14 protein-coding genes are annotated in these 22643 nt (G+C 69.1%); 8 read left to right on the top strand and 6 right to left on the bottom strand.

Annotation, left to right across the window (positions count from 1 at the left end; genetic code table 11):
* Positions 1-118: 118 nt before the first annotated feature.
* Positions 119-1384 (bottom strand): MFS transporter, encoded by a 1266-nt coding sequence (locus IPN47_25760; protein MBK9411387.1) that lies wholly within the window; start codon positions 1382-1384, stop codon positions 119-121.
* Positions 1385-1424: 40 nt separating this feature from the next.
* Complete coding sequence (locus IPN47_25755; protein ID MBK9411386.1) at positions 1425-3464, bottom strand: S9 family peptidase; 2040 nt, start codon at positions 3462-3464, stop codon at positions 1425-1427.
* A gap of 472 nt (positions 3465-3936) precedes the next feature.
* Between IPN47_25755 and IPN47_25750 the strand changes: the two genes are divergently transcribed.
* From IPN47_25750 to IPN47_25735, 4 genes are all read left to right on the top strand, one after another.
* Complete coding sequence (locus IPN47_25750; protein MBK9411385.1) at positions 3937-6210, top strand: PQQ-dependent dehydrogenase, methanol/ethanol family; 2274 nt, start codon at positions 3937-3939, stop codon at positions 6208-6210.
* A gap of 20 nt (positions 6211-6230) precedes the next feature.
* Positions 6231-7916: a beta-lactamase family protein gene (locus IPN47_25745; GenBank protein MBK9411384.1), complete on the top strand. Its 1686-nt coding sequence runs from the start codon at positions 6231-6233 to the stop codon at positions 7914-7916.
* Positions 7917-7949: 33 nt separating this feature from the next.
* The gene (locus IPN47_25740) at positions 7950-8609 is read left to right on the top strand and encodes a GNAT family N-acetyltransferase (GenBank protein ID MBK9411383.1); all 660 of its coding nucleotides are present in this window, start codon (positions 7950-7952) and stop codon (positions 8607-8609) included.
* A gap of 718 nt (positions 8610-9327) precedes the next feature.
* A complete protein-coding gene (locus IPN47_25735; GenBank protein MBK9411382.1) occupies positions 9328-9798 on the top strand; it encodes an NIPSNAP family protein in 471 nt (156 codons plus the stop codon).
* A gap of 1917 nt (positions 9799-11715) precedes the next feature.
* Here the strand turns inward: IPN47_25735 and IPN47_25730 are convergent.
* The gene (locus IPN47_25730; protein MBK9411381.1) at positions 11716-13038 is read right to left on the bottom strand and encodes a hypothetical protein; all 1323 of its coding nucleotides are present in this window, start codon (positions 13036-13038) and stop codon (positions 11716-11718) included.
* Positions 13039-13180: 142 nt separating this feature from the next.
* Between IPN47_25730 and IPN47_25725 the strand changes: the two genes are divergently transcribed.
* Entirely contained in the window at positions 13181-13591 is a 411-nt protein-coding gene (locus IPN47_25725; protein ID MBK9411380.1) for an SgcJ/EcaC family oxidoreductase, read from the top strand.
* A 325-nt stretch (positions 13592-13916) separates the two neighbouring features.
* Positions 13917-15341, top strand: a complete 1425-nt coding sequence (locus IPN47_25720; GenBank protein MBK9411379.1) for a beta-lactamase family protein — start codon at positions 13917-13919, stop codon at positions 15339-15341.
* A 39-nt stretch (positions 15342-15380) separates the two neighbouring features.
* Here IPN47_25720 and IPN47_25715 read toward each other — a convergent pair whose 3' ends face one another.
* Both IPN47_25715 and IPN47_25710 read right to left on the bottom strand, forming a co-directional pair.
* Positions 15381-16682, bottom strand: a complete 1302-nt coding sequence (locus tag IPN47_25715) for an aminotransferase class V-fold PLP-dependent enzyme (GenBank protein ID MBK9411378.1) — start codon at positions 16680-16682, stop codon at positions 15381-15383.
* Positions 16683-16866: 184 nt separating this feature from the next.
* Positions 16867-18627, bottom strand: a complete 1761-nt coding sequence (locus IPN47_25710; GenBank protein MBK9411377.1) for a DUF885 family protein — start codon at positions 18625-18627, stop codon at positions 16867-16869.
* 189 nt (positions 18628-18816) lie between these two features.
* On the opposite strand from IPN47_25710, the gene IPN47_25705 reads away from it, so the two are divergent.
* Positions 18817-19632 (top strand): hypothetical protein, encoded by an 816-nt coding sequence (locus IPN47_25705; protein MBK9411376.1) that lies wholly within the window; start codon positions 18817-18819, stop codon positions 19630-19632.
* Positions 19633-20162: 530 nt separating this feature from the next.
* Complete coding sequence (locus tag IPN47_25700) at positions 20163-20465, top strand: antibiotic biosynthesis monooxygenase (GenBank protein ID MBK9411375.1); 303 nt, start codon at positions 20163-20165, stop codon at positions 20463-20465.
* Between the two features lie 57 nt (positions 20466-20522).
* Here the strand turns inward: IPN47_25700 and IPN47_25695 are convergent, their stop codons facing one another.
* Entirely contained in the window at positions 20523-22538 is a 2016-nt protein-coding gene (locus IPN47_25695) for a carbohydrate binding family 9 domain-containing protein (GenBank protein MBK9411374.1), read from the bottom strand.
* Between the last annotated feature and the right edge of the window lie 105 nt (positions 22539-22643).

The following is a 22643-nucleotide window of genomic DNA, read 5'->3' as shown; positions in this document are numbered from 1 at the left end:
CCTGTCCGAGCGTTGGGTTGTACTTGCGGAGCCGGTCGAACAGCGACATGCACGGAACTCCGGCGCCAATGGCGCTACTGAGAGCGGACGGTTCGACGGGGGTGCCGGAGCGATCGACCTAACGCCGCGTCGGTGGGGCGGTCGCCGCAATCGACAACCCTGCCGAGGCCACGAGGCTCGCGGCGAGCACGTAGAGCCCGATCGTCGCCTCGCCCGTCGCATCGGTGATGGCGCCGATCATGTACGGGCTCACGAAGCCCGACAGGTTCCCCACCGAATTGATCGCCGCGATCCCCGCTGCGGCCGAGACGCCGCGCAGCAGCGTCGTCGGAATCGTCCAGAAGAGCGGCGGGAGCGAGAGGATCCCCGCCGCGGCGACGCTGAAGGCGATCATCCCGGCCACCGGCTCGGTGCGGAACCAGGCGGCGCCCACGAGTCCCACGGCCCCAATCAGTGCGCTCCCAACCAAGTGCCAGCGCCGCTCGCCGCGTCGGTCGGAACTCTGCCCCGCCAGCACCATCGCCACCGTCGCCACGCCGTACGGAATGGCGCTGAGCATCCCGACCCGCCACGGCTCGGCCACGCCTAACGTGCGAATGAGCTGCGGCATCCAGAACGCGAGGCCGTAGAGCCCGAGGATGGAGCAGAAGTACAGCGCGGCCAGCAGCACGACGCGCGAGTCGCGCAGCGCGGCCATCACGCTCACGTGCTCCTCGCCCGCGGGGTCTGCACGCAGCTGCGCACGCAGCACCGCCTTCTCGTCATCAGGGAGCCATCGGGCTCCCTCGATGGAGTCGTCCAGGTAGAAGTACGTCGCCACTCCCAGCAGCACGGCGGGGATCCCCTCGAGCAGGTAGAGCCACTGCCATCCCGCCCAGCCGTTCTTTCCCGCCATCTCGCTCAAGATCCAGCCGGACACGGGGCCGCCGATCACGCCGGCGATGGCAATCGCCGTCATGAAGAGCGCCATGATGCGCGCGCGACGCGGCGCTGGATACCACTGCGTCAGGTACAGGACGATCCCGGGGAAGAACCCTGCCTCGGCAATCCCCAATAGGAAGCGCAAGGCGTAGAACGCCGTCGCGCTCGTGACCCACATCGTCGCCGCCGACAGGAGCCCCCACGTGATCATGATGCGGGCGATCCAGGCGCGCGCCCCGGTGCGATGCAGGATCAGGTTGCTCGGCACCTCGAAGAGGAAGTAGCCGATGAAGAAGATCCCCGCGCCGATGCCGTACGCGGTCTCGCTCATCTGCAGGTCGGCGAGCATCTGCAGCTTGGCGAAGCCCACGTTGACGCGGTCGAGGTACGCGGCGACGTAGCAGGCGAAGAGGAAGGGGATCAACCGCCAGGTGACGCGGCGGTACGCGCGGCGTTCGATCACGACGGTGCCTGACGAGTCGAGAACACGGTGACGTGGCGGCTCACTTGCGCTCCTTGAGTGCGGCGGCCAGCCCGGGGATGTAGTCGATCCCGGCCTCGATGGCGACGCTCGATCCGTCGAAGGCGTTCCCCATGGCAGCGGCGCGCCCGCCGAGGCAGCGGGCCAGGAACTGCTCGCCGATGGCCCAGAAGGAGAAGGTGTTGGCAGGGCGCAGGAGGCCGTGTCCCTCGTCGCCGTAGACGGCGTACACCACCGGCACCCCGGCGCGCTGCATGGCGGTGACCACGGTGTCCGACTGGTACTTGGGGACGCGCGAGTCGTTGCTCCCCTGGCCGATGAGCACCGGGTGACTGGTGTTGGCGGCGAAGTTGATGGGGGAGCGCGAGCGGAGAAAGGCGCGCCCCTCGGGCGTGCGCGGATCGCCCACCACCGCCGCCATGCGATCGACGTTCCAGTGCGGCATGAAGCGCTCGAGGTTGGAGGGCCCTACGAGGTCGATGCCGCAGGCGAAGCGGTCTGGGGTCATGGTCATCGCCACGAGCACTTCGTAGCCGCCGTAGGAGCCACCCATGATGGCCACGCGTCCGGGGGCTGCGATGCGCCGCGCGATCGCCCACTCCACCTGCTGCACGACGTCGTCGTGCATCTTGCCGCCCCATTCCATGTTCTGGGCGTTCATGAACGTCTTTCCGAAGCCGGCCGAGCCTCGGTAGTTCACGTACAGCACCGCGTAGCCACGGTTGGCGAGCCAGTGCACGAACGGCCCGTAGGCCCATTGCGCGCGTTCGTCGCTCGGCCCGCCGTGTACGAGGACCACCGTCGGCTGTGGCGTGTTAGGGATCCCGTCGCCGTCGCGGTCGCTCGATGGTGGGAGCAGGTAGTACGAGACGAAGCGCAGCCCGTCGGGGGTGGTGACCTCGTACGGGTGCAGGGGCGACAGGGCGAGATCGGCGAGGGCGGGCGTCCCCACGAAGAGCGGCGTGGCGCGGCCCGAGGGACGGTCGTACAGGTAGTACGCGATCGGGGCATCCGAGCGCATGTACTGCACCACCCAACGCGACAGGTCGGCCGAGCGCGAGAGGACCTTGAGGTCGCCGCGGTCGACCGCCGCCAGGCGCGCCAGGTCGGGGGCGATGCTCGCGTCGACGGCGTGCCAGGCCGTGCGCGTCCACATGGTGGCGAAGGCCTGCAGCGCGTGCGTCGACGGGTGGTACAGGACACCGGCAATATCGCTTTCGGCGCTCTCGGCCAGGACGCGGCGCTTGCCCGTCTCCATGTCGAGGGCCACCAGCGCGGTGAGGTCCCGCCCCTCCGTGTCGAAGAGGAAGAGGCGCCGGTTCTCCCGGTCGACCCCCCAGGCCTGCAGGTAGGCGGTGGCGTTGATCGCTGGGGCATCATCGGGGCCGATGTCCCAGAGCAGCGTCCACTCGCCGTCGCTCGTCAGGCGGTACAGGTCGAGCGTGCCGTCAGGGGCAATCGTCAGTCCCACGCGGGGGCGCAGCGTGTGGTCCGGGATGATCGCGAGCATCCGGTCGTTCCGCAGCAGCAGCGTGCGCTCGCCGGTGGCGAGGTCGAGCCGATACAGGTCGGGGAAGTACGGGCTGCGATCCTTCACGGCGATCGCGGCCACGTTGGGATCGCTCGCGTCGAAAGCCAGGAAGGACACTTCCTTTCCGGCGATCGGCGTGAGGTTCCGCTCTTCCCGCGACGCGATGTCCACCACGTGGAGGTTCCACTTCTCATCGCCGTTGGCGTCCTGCGGAAAGAGCAGGCGGCGCGAGTCGGGGGTCCACCGATAGAGAACGTTGCCGCTGACGTCGAAGGGTTGCAGCCCGCGCCCCGTCCGCGTGGTGACTGCCCGTGCCGCCCCGATGGAATCGGCCGGGGCCACGAAGAGGTTCATCGCGCCATTCACGGGGCGGAGGAACGAGATCCACCGCCCGTCGGGGCTGACCTGCGGGGCGACGTTGGTGGCCGGTGCCAGCAGCAGCTGCAACGGGAGGAGCGGGGCCGGCGGGGGGGCGGAGCCGCCGCCGGAGGTTCCGCCACACGCCGAGATGGAGAGCAGCGCGCTCGCCATGAGCGCGCGCTTGCGTGACGCGCGTGCCAGGGGCGCGCGTGCCGGCAGCGCGCGTGTCTGGAGTGCGCGCGAGGCCACGCGGAAGCGCGGTGGATTGGGGGCATGGCGGGACGATCCGGACGAAGGCGCGGTGGTGCTGCGCAGGGCCTCGCGAAGCGCCCGGGTGGGGGCGGGACGATCCGGACGAGGGCGCGGTGGTGCTGCGACGGGACTCGCAACTTCGCCCACGTTCCGGAGAGCGGGAAGGTGGCGCGCTCGGTCGCGCGCTCGGTGGCGCGCTCGGTGGCGCGCTCGGTGGCGCGCGTGGTCGAGCGCTCTGTCGCGCGTTGCGTGTGTCCCGTCTTCCGCCGATTGTGATTCGCCGGTAGCGTATCGTCCTCTCCACGTCCGCGCCGCATTCGTGCGCGTTCACCCCCCTGTCGGGCCCTCCCGGGCCTCTTCGCGCCCACTTCGCCCACTCCCGTTCATGCTTGTGCGCACGCTGTCCGTCACCACCGCTCGCCGCCTCTGCTCCGCGGCCGTTCTCCTCAGCGCTGTCGCGTGCAAGGGCGAGGGCGGGAACGCCGGGAGCGCCGCGAGCGCGACACCCTCCGCCGGCGCCATCTCGCCCGAGCGCCTGCGTCAGGCCGACGCCGAGCCGGGACAGTGGATGAGCCTCGGGCGCACCTCCAAGGGCGAGCGCTTCTCACCGCTCACCACCATCTCCGACACCAACGCCGCGAAGCTCGGCTTCGCGTGGGAGTACACGGCACGCACTCGGCGCGGGCGTGTGGAGCATGGCCAGGAAGCGACGCCGATCGTGGTCGATGGGGTGCTCTATGCGTCGGGGCCGTGGGGGGCGGTGTATGCGGTAGACGCGAAGACCGGCGCCGAGAAGTGGCGCTACGATCCCGAGGCCGATGGCCGCTACAACCGGCGCGCCTGCTGCGATGTGGTGAGCCGCGGGCTGCAGGTGTGGCGCGGGCGCGTGTACGTGGCCACGATCGACGGCTATCTCGTCGCCCTCGATGCGGCCAGCGGCAAGCAACTCTGGCGCAGCGACACCTTCATCGATCGCGAGACGCGCTTCTATTCGATCACCGGCGCGCCGCAGGTGGCCGGCGACGTGGTCGTCATCGGCAACAGCGGCGGCGAGTTCGGCGTGCGAGGCTACATCACCGCGTACGACCTGCAGAGCGGGGCGCAGAAGTGGCGCTTCTTCACCGTCCCGGGTGACCCGGCCAAGGGCGCGCCGGAGGACAAGGCGATGGAGGCGGCGCTCAAGACCTGGGGGCCCAAGACCGACTGGGCCTCGGGGCTGGGCGGGACGGTGTGGGGCGAGATGACCTACGATCCCGAACTCAACCTGCTGTACGTGGGGACGGGGAACAGCACCCCCTACGCCGGGTGGCATCGCGATCCCTCGCGCGGCGACAACCTGTACCTCGTCTCGATTCTCGCCATCGATCCGTCGAACGGGGCGCTCAAGTGGCACTACCAGCAAGTGCCGTGGGAGCTGTGGGACTACACGGCGTCTGCCAACATGATCCTCGCCGATCTCACGATCGAGGGACGGCCGCGCAAGGTCCTCATGCAGGCGCCCAAGAACGGGATCTACTACGTCCTCGATCGCGAGACGGGGGCCTTCGTCTCGGGCAAGCCGTTTGTCTTTGCCAACTGGCTCACCGGCTTCGATTCGGCGGGACGCCCGGCGATCAACCCGGCGGCGGTGTACGAGAAGGGGCCGGCGCTGGTCTTCCCCACGCAGGCCGGCGGGCACAACTGGCAGCCGATGGCCTACAGTCCGAAAACAGGTTTGACCTACATCCCGGCCCGCGAACAGGGGATGCTGATGTTCGGCGAGCCCACCTACAAGTGGACGAAGGGGAAGGCGAACATGGGGGCGGGGGCCATGCTCGGCTTCACGCTCGACCAGGTGGGCCCCGCCGAGCGCAAGCTCGTGGAAGACGCGCGTCGCAAGGACCCCAAACTCCCGCTGCCGGCCACGCAGGAAGTCCTCATCGCCTGGGACCCCATCGCGCAGCAGGAGAAGTGGCGCGTCCCGCTTGGCGACAAGGACTGGGCCGGGGGCGGCGTGCTCACGACGGCGGGAAACCTCGTGATCCAGGGGAAGTCCGACGGGCACCTCGTGGTCTATCGCGCCGACAACGGCACCAAGCTGCACGACATCGAGGTGGGGACGGCGATCATGGCGGCCCCCATCTCGTACGAGATCGATGGTGAGCAGTACATCGCGGTCCTGGCCGGCTTCGGCGGTGCGCTCGCGCCGATGTACCCCCTTGGTTCGGCCCCCTACACGTACCAGAACTACGGGCGCATCCTCGCCTTCAAGCTCGGGGGCGGGGCCACGCCGCTGCCGCCGAAGCGCCAGGTGCTGGCAACGCCCGAGCCTCCCACGCTCGCCTTCTACTCCGATTCGCTCGCCGACCGCGGCGGGGCGCTGTTCGGCACGTCGTGCGCCTTCTGTCATCTGGCGCGCGGCGACGCGCAGCTCAGCGCGTATCCCGACCTGCATCGCCTAACGCCGCAGGTGCATGCCGCCTTCGATTCCATCGTCACCGGTGGCAAGCTCCAGTCCAGCGGGATGTCGAGCTTCGCCGACGTCTTCTCGCCGGGGGATGTGCAGGCGATCCATGCCTACGTGCTGCGCGAACAGCGCAAGCTCTGGGAAGAGGAACGCAAGAAGAGCGGCGCGGCGCCTGCAAGCCCGCCGGACAAGCCGGTCGGCACCGGCCGGCCACGCTAACGCACTGGAGCACACTCACGATGACACGCCTGATTGCCGCCGCCTTGGCCGCCGGGACGCTTGCCACTGCCATCGACGGGGGCGCGCAGCCTTCGCGTCCCGCCGCCGGCCCGTCAGCGGCGTCGATCGACTCGATCTTCGCCCGCTACGATCACACCAACACCCCCGGCTGCGCCGTCGGCGTCTATCGCGATGACCGCATCGTCTTCGGGCGCGGCTACGGGATGGCCGACCTCAATCAGGGGGTGCCGATCGGGACGAGCACGGTCTTCTACATCGCGTCGACGTCCAAGCAGTTCGCGGCCGCGAGCATCGCGCTGCTGGCCGAGGACGGGACGATCTCGCTCACCGATCCGGTGCGGAAGTGGATCCCGGAATTGCCGGCGTACACGCAGCCGATCACGATCGACCACCTGGTGCACCACACCAGCGGTATTCGCGACTATCTCGGGCTGTGGGCGCTGTCTGGGCGCAGCATCGCCGACGAGATCCCGCAGGAGATGGCCCTCGAGATGATCGCCCGGCAGCACGCGCTCGACTTCCAGCCGGGGATGCGCTACTCGTACTCCAACTCCGGCTACTTGCTGCTGTCGGAGATCGTGAAGCGCGCGAGCGGGAAGTCGCTGCGTGATCTCGCGGCCGAGCGGATCTTTGCGCCGCTGGGCATGTCGAGCACGCAGTTCCACGACCTCAACACGCGAATCGTCGCGCGGCGGGCCGAAGGCTACCAGCCGAGCGGTGCCGGCGGCTTCGAGATCGTGCGCACCAGCTTCGCGCTCGCTGGTGATGGCGGGTTGCTGACGACGATCGAGGACCTGCGGAAGTGGGACAGCAACTTCTACGCGAACCGGCTGGGGAAGCGAGACGCCGCGTTCACCACCCGGCTCACGACCGCACCGTCGACGCCGTTAGGCAGCGGCCGGCCGCAGACGTATGCCTTCGGCCTGATGCCGACGACGTATCGCGGACTCCCGGTCGTCGACCACGGCGGCGCCTTCATCGGCTTCCGGGCCGACCTCCTGCGCTTCCCGACCGAACACTTCTCCGTCGCGGTGCTGTGCAACGACTACACGGCGACGCCGGAGCAGTTGGCGCGACGGGTGGCCGACAAGTACCTCGCCGATCGCCTGAGTCCAGTCGTGGCGGCGACGGAGGGAGCAGCGGCGGGGGTCGCCGTGGCGGCGGACCGACTGGATCGCTGGGCCGGACGCTACGAGGTGCTGCCGGGGATCGTGGCGACCATCGCCCGTGAGGGGACCGGAATGGTGATCAGCCTGATGGGGGCGCGTTTGCCGCTGGCGCCGACATCGGACTCCACGTTTCGCGCGGCCGAAGCCACCGATTCCGTCGTCTTCTCGAACACCCCCGCCGGCCCCACCGTGCGCGTGACGCAGTTCGACATGCCCGCACCGGCGTTGCGCCTGGCGGCTCCCCCCACGCTCACGGCGGCCACGGCGGCGGCCTTCGCCGGGCGATATGCCAGCGCCGAACTCGACTCCTGGGCGGTGATCCAGCAGGACGGGACGGCGCTGAAGGTGCGCATGCGCTACGGCCCATGGATGCCGCTCATGCCCATGGCCCCCGACGTGTTCGGCGTCCCGGCAGGGGCCAAGGTCGCCTTCACGCGCGACAAGCGGGGGACGGTCACTGGATTCGCCTTGAGCCAGGCGCGCACCAACAACGTGGGCTTCACGCGACAGCCGTAGCGCGCTCCACGATCGTCTTCCAGGTGCGTCACCATGCTTCCCGTCGTTGGTCCTCCAGTGTCCGATCACCCCGCGCCGCGACCGGCGCACGTCACGCTCGAGGGGCGTTTCGGGCGCCTGCGCCCGATCGACCCGGCGCGCGACACTGCACGCCTCTACGCGCTGTCACACGGCGCGGAGCGGGAGGCGTTGTGGGCCTATCTCTTCACCGGTCCGTATGCCGACCCGCAGGACTTCGAGGCCCACGTCGTCACCATCGCGGCCAGCCTTCACGATCCGGTCTACTGGGCCGTGGCTGACCGGAACGACGACGCGGTCGGGTGGCTCTCGCTCATGCGCATCGACACGCGGCATCGCGTGATCGAGGTCGGCTCGATCCTGTACACGCCGGCGATGCAGCGCACCGCACTGGCCACCGAGGCGCAGTACCTGCTCGCGCGCCACGTCTTCGACGACCTGGGCTATCGGCGCTACGAGTGGAAATGCAACGACCTCAATGCACCCTCCAAGCGTTCGGCCGTCCGTTTCGGCTTCACGTATGAAGGGCTGTTCCGGCAGCACATGATCGTGAAGGGGCGGAACCGCGACACCGCGTGGTTCGCGATGCTCGACCACGAGTGGCCGGCGAAGAAGTGGCGTGAGGGTGGCTGGCGCCATTCGGTGATGGACGACAAGGTTGGGGCGGTGAACTGAACCGAACCCACGGTCAGGTGTCGCCCCAGAAGCGCGTCTTGGCCGCCGGTCGTACGCGCTTGGTTGGGGGGACCTTCGCCAGCTTCTCCGGCTAGCCGCCCCAAAGCGTCGGTGTCCCGACTGCTTCCCGTCGGGCGGGCGCGCACCGCCGCCCGCGCAGTAGGCGCCATGGTGGTTTGGGGCTGGCGTGGCCTGGGAGGTCGTCCGGTCCAGGAGCGGTCGGGCGCGTTCAGTGCGTGAAGCGATACGGGGACCGGTGAGGGCGATTCGGGCGGCGCGCGCCCTGATGAGCGCACCGTGGGGGATGGTGGGCGTCGACGCCCCGCCCACGTTGCGGGCTGCCTCGCACGTGTCGCCCGCAATGGAGGGGATGCCGTGCGCGCTGCCGGAGCAGAGCGCTGGGGGGCGTGACCGGAACGGCTGTCACCGTGTGGGCTGGGGGGGGCCGCCGGGGGGGGGAAGGGGGCGTGGAGGTCGCCCTGACGTCAAGGGGCTGTGGCGGGGGGGGGGGGGAGGCCAGGGGAAGGGTGGGGGGGGGGGCGGGGCCCACGGCCGCCGTGGGGCCCCGGGGCCACGGCGCCCGGCTGGGGGGCGGGGGGCGCGCGCGCCCCCCCCCGCTGAGCCCGCCCGGGTGGGCCCAGGCCATCTAGGAGCGCTGGCTCGCTCCCGATAACTTCGATGCCAACGGCCAACAACGCTATCGACTGGGAGAGATCTGATGTACCGACGTCTCATTATCACCGCGCTGTTCGCGGCCGCATGCTCCGCCCCGCAGTCGTCGCCTGTGTCCGACTCGGCTTCGGCGGGCGCGACCCCCACCCCGACTGCGTCGGCGCCTGCGGACGTTGCGGCTGGCGACCGCGTCTTCGAGATCCGCACCTACACCACGCTCCCCGGGCGACTCGACGCGCTGCAGGCGCGCTTCCGCGACCACACGATGCAGATCTTCGAGAAGCATGGGATGACGAATGTGGGCTACTGGGTCCCGCAGGACTCGGCCCGCAAGGACAACACGCTCATCTACATCATCTCCCACGCCAGTCGCGCCCAGGCCGACAGGAACTGGGAGGCGTTCGACAAGGACCCGGAATGGCAGAAGGTCGCGGCCGAATCGGAGAAGGACGGGAAGATCATCGACAAGATCGAGAGCGTGTACGCCACCGCCACCGACTACTCGCCCATCAAATAGGACGCGAGGCGAAGGAGCGATCCGCGCTCCCTCGCCTCGCGTGAGGTCGATCATTCAAGCGCGCGCGCCGCTGCGTCCCGGCGCGCGCGTCGTCGTGCCTACATCGACGTGAAGCGCCCGAGGTACTTCCGCACACGCTCGAGCGCATCGCGCAGCGCGACCGCGAGGTCCTTGCCGAGCTTCTGCTGCGCCTGCGTCGGCGGCTGGTTCCCCTGGTCGAGCTTCTGCAGCAGCTGGGCGATGCGCTCGCTGATGCGCGGACCATCGCTCCACTGCGGTGCGGTCGCCGGCTTCACGAGCAGGTCGAGCAACGAATCCACCTGCGCGAGTTCACCTGCGATCTGCCGAGCGGCTGCCGCCCCCTCGCCGTTGGGAATGGCCACGGCGGCGCGGCGCTTGGCCTCCAACTCACCGCGGCGCCCGTCGAGTGCGCGCAGCGTGTCGTTGGCCAGCGAGAGCAGGTCACGCAGTTCGACGGCCACGATGAATTGGCCGCGCAGCGCCTCTGGTGTGGTCTTCGACGTGGGGTCGACACGCACCGTGAGTGGCTGCTCCAGCGTCTGGTCGCCCACCGTCAGGCGCACGGTGTAGCGGCCGGGGAGGGCGCGTGGGCCACCGGCGGCACCAAAGAGGCGGCGCATGATCGCCTCGCCCTCACCCTCGGGTCCGCTCGGCGCGGCGCGCGGGCGCGCCGGCTCGTACGACAGGTCCCATGCGGTCGTGTTGATCCCTGCTTCGCGCGGAACGCGCGCGAGCGTGCGCACCACCTTTCCCTCGCCGTCCAGGATCTCGGCCTTGACCGTCGTTGCGGCTGCCGGGCGTTCCTTCAGGTGGTAGCGGATGATGGCCCCGTACGCGGGGTTGGGCCCCATGAAGAGGGCGTTGCCGAGCGAGCCCTTCCCCTGCTTGGTGGCAAAGCGCGTGGCGGTGCGCATCGCGAAGAGGTGCGCCGGCTTGGCCGCCGCGGCGGCCAGTTCCTGGATGGCCGACGCATCGTCGAGAATCCAGATGCCGCGCGCGTGCGTGGCGACGATGAGGTCGTTCTCGCGGCCATGCACCAACACCTCGTGCACCGGCACCGCGGGGAGGTTGCCGCCTAACCGGAACCAGTCGTTCCCCGCCGTCACGCTCACGAAGAGCCCCGTCTCCGTCCCGGCATACAACACCTGCGGGTTCTTCGGGTCCTCGCGCAGCACCTGCAGGTACGCCCCCTCGGGGAGGTTGCCGGCGATGCTCGTCCAGGTGGCGCCGCAGTCGGTGGTGCGGAAGGCGTACGCCTTGAGGTCGTCCATGAACTTGCGCTCGAACGTCGCGTACGCGGTGCAGGGCGCGGTGCGGCTCGCCTCTATGTGGCTCACCACCGCCTCCGGGCCCACCCCCGGGACGTTGCGGTCGACGCGCGTCCACGTGGCGCCGTCGTCGCGCGTCACGTGCAGGTTCCCGTCGTCGACCCCCACCCAGATGATCCCCTTCTGCGCGGGCGATTCGGCGATCGAGTAGATCGTGTTGTAGTACTCGGCGGTCGTCGCTTCGGGCATCGCCGGGCCGCCGGCCCAGCCGTGCCGCGTGGTGTCGTTCCGGGAGAGGTCGGGGGAGATCGCCTGCCAGGTCGCGCCGAAGTCCTTGGAGCGGAAGAGGACCTGCGCGCCGAAGTAGACCACCTTGCCGTCGTGCGGCGAGGCGACGATGGGGGCGTTCCAGTTGAAGCGGTACTGCAGTGCGTTGACCGGGGCGCCGTCGTTGCGCCTGGGCTGCGGCGAGATGTCTTCCTGCTCGCGCGTGCGCATCTGCGTGCGCCAGATCATCCCCCCCTGGCTGTCGGTGATGATGAAGTCCGGGTCGTCCGGGTGCGACGTCTGGTAGTAACCGTCACCGTACGAGACCAGCTGCCAGTCGTCGACCAGGATGCCTAACGGGTCACGCGTGCGGCTGGGGCCTACCCAGTTGCCGTTGTCCTGCAGCCCGCCGCCCAGGTGGTAGAACGGCTCGCGGTTGTCGGCGTGCAGCTGGTAGAACTGCGCCAGCGGGAAGACGTTCGGGAAGCGCCACGTCGCGCCGTGGTCGCGCGACTCGGCGATGCCGCCATCGTTCACGTCCCAGAGGCGCGTGGGCTCGGCGGGGTCGATCCAGAGCCCATGGTGGTCGCCGTGCACCGTCTGCCCGGATCGGGCGGAACGTGCGCGCGCCGTCGATCGAGACCATGAGGTTGCAGGCGATCGAGTAGACACGCTCCGGGTTCTGCGGGTCGACGCGCAGGTCGGAGTAGTAGAAGCCGCGACAGATCGTGCGCGAGTCGTCACTCGTCTTGCGCCACGTCTCGCCGAAATCGTCGCTGCGATAGACGAACCCTTCCTTCGACTCGGTGATGGCGTAGACGGTGTTGGGCGACGACGGGGCGACCTTGATTCCCACGCGACCGAGGAGCTTCGGGAGTCCGCCACCGAGCTTGCGCCACGTCTGGCCGCCGTCGACCGACTTGTAGATCCCGCCTTGTTCCGAGCCTGACGTGAACGTCCACTGCTTGCGGTCGAAGAGCCACATCGCCGCATAGACGATGTTGGGGTTCTTCGGGTCGACGTCCAGGTCGGCGCAGCCGTGCTTGTCATCGACGTAGAGCGTCTTGCTCCACGTGGTGCCGCCGTCGTGCGAGACAAAGACGCCGCGTTCCGCGTTAGGCCCGGCCATGTGTCCCACGGCGCAGGTGTAGACCGTGCGCGTGTCGGCGGGGTTCACCATCACGCGGGCAATGTGGCGCGTGTCGCCCAGGCCGATGAAGCGCCACGAACGGCCGCCGTCGGTCGACTTGTACATCCCGCGCCCGAACGAGACCGAGTTGCGGACGTTGGCCTCTCCGGTTCCCGCGTAGATCACGTCCGGGTTGCCGGGCTCGAGGGCCAGGTCGCCGATGGAGAGCGTGGGCTGTTTGTCGAAGAGCGGGGCCCAGGTCGTCCCGCCGTTCGTCGTCTTCCAAACGCCGCCCGCGGCAGTGCCGACATAGACAAGGTTGGCGTTGCCGGCCACTCCCTCGACGTCGGTCGAGCGCCCCATCATGTTGGCGGGGCCGATCGAGCGAAACGTGAGGCGCGCGAGGGCAGTCGTGTCGACCGCGCTGCGCGCTGGAGCGGTGGCACGCGGTTGCGCGACGAGCGCGACGGGAACGACGAGCGTGGCGAGCGCGAGCGCCTGGAGTGGGCGCGCGAATGCCCGGGTCGAGGGGGCGAGTCGGGGAAGTGCGGGCATGACGGGAGTCGGTGCGGGAAGGAGTCGTGACGCGCCGACGTTGCCCCGCGCGACCGGCCGTCGCAAGTGCAACCCGGCCGGTGCCCCCGCGTGCGGCGCAGGTTATTCTCTTGCCACCCCCTCACCCGTGCGGAATCGCCCCATGCATCCGAAGGACCTTCAGGACTTCGCCGCGCGCTACACCGACGCCTGGTGCAGCCAGGATGCCGCCAGCGTCGCCGCCTTCTTTGCCCCGGACGGCCTGCTCACCATCAATGGCGGCTCGCCCAACCTCGGCCGGGTGGCGATTACCGCCTCGGCTGAGGGGTTCATGGTCGCCTTTCCCGACCTGGTGGTCGAGATGAACGGGCTCGACGTCGATGGTGAACGCGTGGTGTATCGGTGGACGCTCACGGGGACCAACACCGGTCCGGGCGGCACGGGGCGGCGCGTGCGCATCAAGGGGTCCGAGACCTGGACCTTTGGCCCCGACGCCCTCGTGGCCCGCTCGGTGGGTGCGTACGACGCGGCCGACTACCATCGCCAGCTGCACGGCGCCCCCGCTGGCGCCTGACGAGCGATCCGGCGCCAACTAGTCGCCAGGCTGTTCGCGACCTCCACGCCAACGCGAACGGCAGCGACAAGGGCAACGCCGCGTCCCTCCCCGCCGCGTCGAGGCCCCGTGGCCCGCAACGAACGCGTGGACACCGGTCCGCGGCTGCTGCCACGAACGTCCTCCAGGAAGTTCCCTGTACGCGGTCGCACGGGAATGAACGGGTACGCCTTCCCACGCGGACTCCGTTGACGACGTTGCGACGCGAGAGCGGGCGTCCAGCCTCTCGCGGTCGGTCGTCTGGCGCGCCATGTTCGCTCGGCCCCCATTCCCTCCAATTCCGCACATGCGCTTCGCCATCTCTCGGACCATCGCCCTCACGCTGCTCGGTGCTTCGTCGCTCTCCGCGCAGCGCCCCGCCACGCTCACGAAGCTCACCCGACTCATTGATTCCGCCGGTACCGCGCTGGTGAAGGAGGGGAAGGCTCCGGGCATCGCCGTCGCGGTGTCTCGCGGCGGGCGGATCGTCTACGCGAAGGGGTTCGGCTACGCCGACATCGAGAACAAGGTCGCCGTCACTCCGGCCTCGGTCTTCCAGATTGGGTCGGTCACCAAGCAGTTCACCGCAGCCGCCATCCTGCAGCTCGTCGACCAGGGGAAGCTCGCCCTCACCGATCCGCTGACGAAGTTCTATCCCGATTGGCCCGGGGCGGGGAGCACGGTGACGGTTGCACACCTGCTCAATCACACCGCGGGGATACATAACTACACCGCGATGCCCGTCTTTCAGGCGTGGAAGTCGCGTTACGTCCCCGCCGATTCGATGATCGCCCTGTTCAAGTCGGCGCCCTTCGACTTTGAGCCAGGGGCGAAGTGGAGCTACTCGAACTCGGGGTACTACGTCCTTGGCCAGATCGTCGAGAAGGTGAGCGGCGAGCCGTACGACGCCTACGTCGAGAAGCGGCTCGCCGCGCCTAACGCACTCGCCACCGTGCGCTACTGTCACCTCACGCCGCTCATCGCCAACCGCGCGCACGGCTATGCGTCCCGCAAGGAGGGCGGGCTCCCGAACGCCGACTATCAGGAGATGAGCACGCCGTACGCCGCCGGGGCGATCTGCTCGACGGCGAGCGACCTGGTGAAGTGGACGATGGCGCTCGAGTCGGGGAAGGTCGTCCGGCCGGCGACGTACCGCGAGATGACGACGCCGCGCGCGCTAACCGACGGGACGAAGCAGCCGTACGCCTTCGGCTTGGGGGTCAGCGACCTCGCCGGCCACCGCATCGTCTCGCACAATGGCGGGATCGACGGCTTCCGGTCGCAGCTCGCGTCGTACCCGAACGACTCGCTGATCATCGCCGTGCTCGTCAACGGAGATAGCGACCTCCCCGACCGGTTCGAGAAGATGATCGCGCGCTGGGCGCTCGGCGTTCCGGAGCCGGTGGTGAAGGACCTCGCCGTGCCGGCGGAGTTGATCGCGCGCGTGACGGGGAGCTACGCAGGAGAAGCGGGACCGGTTCGCATCGTCGCGAAGGAGGGGAAGCTGTTCGCCGAACTCGAGGAGACGCGCCAGCTCCGCTATCAGGGGAACGGCGTCTTCATCATGGACGGCAGCGGCGGGGCCGAGATCCAGTTCGCCCCGGAGACGGGGCGCGTCGAGACGTTGACGGCGAAGGTGTCGGGGGCGGCGCTGGTGTTCAAGCGCGTGCCCGGGGTCGACGATCACGCATGGGTTGCCCGTCGTTCTCGTGTCGGGCGCGGCGATGCGTGACCGACGCGGCACCGGCGGCAGCAGGTCACCGGTGCATCGTCAGGCGCGGGCGATCGTGCGGAGTGCCGCGACGAATCGCCGTGTCTCGTCGAGCGAGGCGAAGGGCTGCGGTGTGACGCGCACGGCATTGTCGTACGGCCGATAGGGGCGAGACGCCTTGTCTTGCACCAGGATGCGGAACTCGGCACGCAGGCGTTCGGCCACCACGCGCGAGGGCACGTGGTCGAGCGCGAACGCGCAGAAGCCGAAGCTTCGCTCTTCGGTCGTCGGCGTGAGCAGCCGGAATCCCTTGATGTCGCGCGCCATGGCCTGCCACGCGCCGGCCAGCTGCACCAGGCGTGCGCGCTTGCGGGACACACCGATGCGCTCCTGGGCGGCAATCGCGTCGGGGAGCGTCGCCTGTGCCGCGACGTTCGCCGTGCCGGTCCATCCATACTGGTCGACGGGAAACTTGCTCGTGTCCCAGGTGGGTGGGTGCAGCGGTTCGACCTTGCCTAACCAGTCTTTCCGGATCACCAGGGCTCCCGTGGCGATCGGAGCACCGAGCCCCTTGTGCATGGACAGCGCGAGGAAATCGCATCCCCAGTCGGCGAAGTCCACGTCGAGATAGCCGATACTCTGCGCGGCATCGACCAGCACGGCGACGCCGTGAGCGCGTGCCTCGGCGCACAGCGCCTTCACCGGCAGTATCTCGCTGTTCCACGCGCTCACGTGCGACACGAGCAGCAGCTTCGTACGCGACGTCACCGCTGCGCGAAAGCGCAAGACGAGTGCGAGGTGATCGTCGTCGATCGACGGGACGGCAATCGTCCGCACCACGATCCCTTCCCGTTTCGCACGCCGGTGCAACGTGTCCACCATGTCCGGATACTCGTGATTGGTGATGACCACTTCATCGCCGCGCTCGAGCGGAAAGCCATGGAGAATCGTGTTGAGTCCGATGGTGGCGTTGGGAACCATCGCCAGCTCGTCGACGGACGTGTGCAACAACGCCGCGGTGCGTGTGTAGTTGGCGTTGACGTCGTCGCTGTTGAGTCGAGGGTAGTGCACATTCGGCGCGGCGCAGAGCAAGCGCGCGCGACGAACGTAGGCGTCGATCACGGCGGTTGGCGCGGCGCCGCTGTTGCCGTTATCGAAGTCGATGACCTGCGGATCTGGTGCGTACATCGCGCGCACCTGGCGCCAGAACGATTCGCTGGTCGCCGCGCGTGCGGGCGACCACGCGGGGAGTTGGGGGAGCGTCGGTGACTCGGCGGCCAACGCGGAGGCGAGCGCCGCGGGCGACAGGGCAAGTGCGGCGCCGGCGGCTCCGCCGAGTTGCAGGAGGCGCCGTCGGTGCATCGGCTCATCTAGCTCCACAGAATCTCCGCGCTCGCGGGTGCGCCATCGATCATTCGCCAGGAACAACCGTCACCCAAAGAAACGGTTGTCGCTCCGACGTAGCAAGACACGGCGGGCGCGCGGAATCGTAGCGTCGGGCGGCCACGGGTCCATCGAACGTAGCCCGGACTCCGCCGGACGCTCGCTACTGGATCGCCTTCGACGCCGGTGGCGGGTTCTTCCCCCCGTCGGCGATGAACTGCTTGATGCGCTGCTCCAGCACCGGCAACGGGACCGAGCCTAACGCCAGGATCGCATCGTGAAAGAGGCGCTGGTCGAACTTGTCCCCCAGCGCCGCCTCGGCCTCGCGCCGGTGCCGGCGGATCTGCATCTCACCCAGCTTGTACGCCAGCGCCTGCCCAGGCCACGAGATGTAGCGGTCGATCTCGGTGGTGATCTCGTGCTCCGAGAGCGCCGCATTCTCCTTGAGGTAGTCGATCGCCTGCTGGCGCGACCAGCCAAACTTGTGGATGCCGGTATCGATCACGAGGCGACAGGCGCGCCACATCTCGTACGTGAGGCGCCCGAAGTCCTCGTACGGCGTCTCGTAGATCCCCATCACGGTGCCGAGCCACTCGGTGTACAGCCCCCACCCCTCGCCGTAACCGGAGAAGTAGGTCTGGTTGCGGAACTCGGGACGCGGCGGCCCCTCGAGGGCGAGCGCGGCCTGGAACGAGTGCCCGGGCGTGCACTCGTGCAACGTGAGCGCGGCGAGCGTGTATAGCGTGCGCGCCGGGAGGTTGTAAGTGTTCATCATGCACGCGTCCAACCCGCCGCGCCCGCCGGTGTAGAGGGGGGCGATGGCATCGGGGACCTTGATGATGCCGTGGCGATAGCGCGGCAGGTAACCAATGGTCTCCCGCAGCTTGTAGTCGGCCTTCTTGGAGACGTACGCCGAGTAGGAGAGCAGCTCACGCGGCGTCTTGGCGTAGAACTGCGGATCGGTGCGCAGGAAGTGGAAGAACTCGGCCATCGTTCCGGTGAAGCCGGCCTTGCCCTTCACCACCTCCATCTCTGCACGGATGCGCGCGACCTCGGCCTTCCCCTGCTCGTGGATCTGGTCGGCGGTGAGCGGGAGCGTGGTGAATTTCTCGATCTGCGACTGATAGAAGGCCGGGCCGTCGGGGAGCGTGACCGCGGCGAGTACGGTGCGCGCCTTGACGAGATACTCGTCGCGCATGAAGGTGAGGAGCTTGGCGTACGCCGGTGCCACGACGTCGCGCATCACGGTCATCGCCTCGCTTCGCAGCGCCGCACGCTCGCTCTCGGCGATGGAGGGCGGCATCTCCGCGAACGGGACGTACAGCGGGTTGGTGGAGTCGCCCTTCGTGTATGGGACGATGGTCTGGTCGCGCCCCTCGACACTCACACGCGGGATGGTGAAACCGCGCGACAGCCCGGCGCGCATGTTGACGATCTGGTCGCCGAAGTAGCGCGGGACGTCGCGCAGGCGCGTGAGGAAGCGACGGTAGTCCTCGACTTTGCCGAAGCCCTGGCGCGGGGTGAACTCGGTCCAGAAGAACGAGTCGCTGTTGAACGGCGCCTCGTACGTCTTGTAGCGCACGTCGTTGGCGAGCGCGACGACCGAGGTGCGGAAGACCGATGCGTTGATCTGCTCCTCGGGCGACAGCTGCGCGAACGGAATCGAGTCGAACTGGGCGAGCGCACGCGTCCAGTAGGCCAGGCGATCGGCTTGCGCGCTCGCGTCGACGCGCGGAAAGCCATCGCTCCCGCGCCCGAACTCGCGTTGCCGCCACTCCCACTCGGCGGTGTACAGGGCGCGAAGGCGCGCATCGGCGCTACCCGTCGCCTGGGCATGAGCGTCGGCGGCGCCGACGATCAAGGCCCCGACGAACAGTGCCCCGGCAAGGACCACAAAACGGCGCGCGCGCGAAGGGTTCAGCATCTCTGGAGCCTCATGACGAACGGGTGGGATCGACGCGGCGAAGCTGGCGTGCGCGCCCGGTGCCGGCAAGTCGGGATCCGACCGCCGCGAGGTCGCTACGGCACTCTTCACGCCGACGATCGTCGCGCGGTAAGATCCTCCCATCGGTTTGCTCTCCCTGACGGAACGTCTCCTCGCCAGCTCCACACCATGCGACTCCCCGCGATCTCACGCGCGCTCCTCCTGCTCGCGTCTGGTGCCGTGTCGTGCGCGCGCGCGACGCCAACGCCGGCCCCCTCCGCTGCGTCGGGCGGCGACTGCTGCCTCGACGACGGGCGCCGCATCGCCGAGCGTCATCGCGTGGCCGCCATATCGACTCGGCGCTTCACGCATGCGCAGCTCTGGGGCGCGCTCGAGCCCGTGACCCGTTCGCCCGCGGTGCGCGTGACGCCGATCGGCCAGTCGATCAATGGCCGGCCGCTGCGCGCCATCACCGTGGGAAGCGGCCCGACGACGGTGCTGCTCTGGTCGCAGATGCATGGCGACGAGTCGACGGCGACGATGTCGCTGGCCGACATCCTCACCTGGTTCACGTCGACCGGTGAGCGCGACGCCCTGCGCGACCTGCTCACGTCGCGCCTGACGATGGTCCTGGCCCCGATGCTCAACCCCGACGGGGCCGAGCTCTTCCAGCGGGAAAACGCGTTAGGCGTGGACGTCAATCGCGATGCGCGCCGGCTGGCGACCCCGAGGCGCGGGCGCTCAAGGCGCTGCGTGACTCCATCCAACCTGCCTTCGCCTTCAACCTGCACGACCAGAACGCGCGCACGCTCGGCGGGCGCGATGGGAACCAGGTGGGGATCGCGATCCTCGCCCCGGCGGCCGACGCCGAGAAGACGTATGGTCCCGTGCGGGCGACGGCGCGGCTGGTGGCGGCGCGCATGCGTGACGTCCTCGAGCGCGAGATCCCCGGGCGCATCGCCAAGTACGACGACACGTTCAACCCCCGTGCCTTCGGCGACCTGATCCAGCAATGGGGATCGAGCGCGGTCCTCATCGAGAGCGGGGCGCTGCCGGGTGATCCCGAGAAGCAGCGGCTGCGTCGCGTGAACGTGATCGCGATCCTCACGGCGCTGCAGGCGATTGCAACTGGCGGATACCGTGCCGCCGACCCGGCGACCTACGAGTCGCTCCCCACCAACGACCGCGCGGCCGTCGACCTGCTGGTGATGGGGGGATCGGTCGTCCTCCCCGGCAAGGAACCGATGCGCGTCGATGTCGCGATGAACTACGAGGACGCGCTGCGCGGCGGGACGCTGCGCGTGCGCGAAGTGGGCGACCTGTCGGCGGTGGCCGCGCTCGACACCATCGATGCGTCGGGGCTCTTCCTGCATCCGGCGCCCAGCATGCTCACGGGCGAGGGGAATGGGCGCTGGCTGCGCATCAATGCGCCGGCGCAGCTTGCGCTGCGGCGCGGGCGCGAGGAGAACAGCACCCTGGTGCGCGAGGTGGTGGGCACCACGCGACCACGCCCCACACCGGAGACGAGGTCCACCATGTTCGGCATGATCGGCAAGATCACTGCGCTCCCTGGCCAGCGCGACGCGCTCGCCGCCATCCTCACGCAGGGGGCCTCGACCATGCCCGGCTGCCTGAGCTACATCGTCTCCCGCGACCTCGCCAACGTGGACGTGCTGTGGGTGAGCGAGGTGTGGGAGTCGGAGGCGAGCCACAAGGCGTCGCTCGCCCTTCCCTCCGTGCGCGAGGCGATCGCCAAGGGGCGGCCGCTCATCGCCAGCTTCGAGACGTCGGCGCGTCTCGAGCCCGTCGGCGGACACGGGTTGGTGCCAACCCGTTAGGCAGGCGTACGCAGAGGCGCAGGCGCGACGCCCGGCCTCCGCGCGAAACGTCCGCCCCTACTTCCGGAAGAAGCGCACGTACTTCACCACCAGCCCGCCGTTCTGCGGCTTCATGATCGCGAAGCTGCGCTCCAGGAGCGTGGGCCACACCGAGTTCCAGACGACGAACAGGTCGGAGCCGGGTGACTGCGTCCAGCGCATGCGCGCATTGAGTGCGGTGCGATCGGAGCGATCGTCGGCCTGGGCAAAGGCGGTGAACGTGAGGCGCGGCGACACGGCGTAGTCGCCGCGAAAACGCAGCGTGTTGGTAATGAAGGCGCCGGCCGGGAGCTCGATGTCGTTGCGCTCGTACTCCAGCGAGAACTCGAGATGCGGCTGGCGGCGCAGCTTGCCCACAAAGGCGAGGTCGTGGCGGTTGCCGTCGTAGAACGCGCCGGTCGACGCCGTGGCTTCCACCGCCCAGGTGCGCACGTTGGAGCCGGTGTACTTCGCCTCGACGCGGTTCCACCAGTAGCCACCCGCTGGCACCGCGACACCGGGGATGATCTCGAACGGGACGTCGGGGGCGTCGAACTTGCGAATGGTGTTGAGCTCGATGCGGTCACCGCTCTGGAACTGCACGCCGAAGGGGCGCACGGTGAACGAGGCGTTGTCCATCACGCGGTCGAGCCGCCACACGACATCGTAGTTGAGCAGGTTGAACTCGAACTTTCGCACCAGGCGCGCGTTGCGCGGGCGGGGCGTGATCGCCGTCGACCCCCCCCAGCGATAGATGCCGCGCTGCTGCACGAAGCCGAGCGCCGGGTTGTAGCCGGCTTCCACCCGGTCGAAGCGCGTGACGAGGTCGACGCGGTCGTTAGGGAAGTCGACGACGAACCGGTAGTGCCGGCCGGACTCGCCCCCCGTGCTGTCACGGCTCCACGCGGCGTTGCCCGTGAAGACCAGGTTGCTCCCCTTGACGATGAACGGGAGGTTGAAGTCGAGCCCCCCGGACAGGGCGCCCGGACGCGACGGTCGATCACTCAACGTCGACATCGCCCCCACGTAGCCGCGCGTGAAGACGTCGCGGCGCACGCGCGCCACGAAGTCGCGCGAGTCCTCGCGGCCGCCCGTCGCCGCGGCGAGCAACCCCACGGTGTACGCCCCCACTCGCCCCTGCATTCGGGCGCCGAAGGGGATGGTGACCGGCGTGCCGTCGCGCCCCAGGCCGATGCGACGCGAGTAGAACATCTGCGTCTGCTGCTCGCGCCCGAACGAGAAGGTCGACGCCCCCTCGGTGAAGAAGGTGCGGCGCTCCGGGAAGAAGAGCGGGAAGCGCGTGAGGTTCACGATCTGTCGGTCGACCTCGGCCTGCGCGAAGTCCGGGCGGAAGGTGAGGTCGGCGGTGAGCGTCGCGGTGACCGGGATCTTCACGTCGAGCCCGGCGTCGCCGCGCTGCAGCGCTTCGGCGGTGACCGAATCGGAGCCGTCGGCGCGGAACCGTCGCTCGGGGGGGCGCGCCTCGCCCAGCACATACGGCCGGAACTCGGCGATTGCGCGCGGGGGGAGATCGCTCAGCCCCTCGACCTTCCCCTCACGTTCGAGAAAGCGCAGCCCCTCGGGGCGGCGCCAGGCACGCCAGAGCAGCTCCTCGTTGGTACGCGGGAGGAAGCGACGGAAGTTCATCCCCATCGACGACACGTCGCGCGGATAGCGCAGCGTGGTCCACGGGATGAGCATCTCCACCTTCCACCCCTCGGCGTCGATCTGCGTGCGCACGTCCCAGATCCCGTCCCACTCCTCGTTCCCCACCTCGTTGTCGATGTGGTCGCCGTCCCACATGGCCCCGTTGGAGTTGGTGCGGAAGTAGAAGGCGCTGCGCTTGTCGGAGAGCCCGTCGATCATGAGGCTCACGTAGTCGTCGGACCGAAGGGCGGCGTCGCGGCGCAACTGCGTCCGGCGGATCGCGGCCGGGTCGTGGTCGTAGCACCACCAGCCGAGCGCCAGCCCGGCGGGGGTGGCGAGCATCCGGACGACGGTGCGCACCGACGGTTGCCCCCCTTCGGTCGGCTCCTTCTGGCGGAAGTCGGTCACCGAGTCGGCAAGCGCCCAGTCTGTTTCGTCGAGCCGGCCGTCGAGTCGGATGGACCTGGGGGTGCGATACGCTGATGGTGCGCGCGTACTGTCGCCCGAGTGCGC

This window comes from Gemmatimonadota bacterium (assembly GCA_016719105.1).
GTDB lineage: Bacteria > Gemmatimonadota > Gemmatimonadetes > Gemmatimonadales > Gemmatimonadaceae > SCN-70-22.
This window is presented reverse-complemented; position numbering and strand designations above follow the sequence as displayed.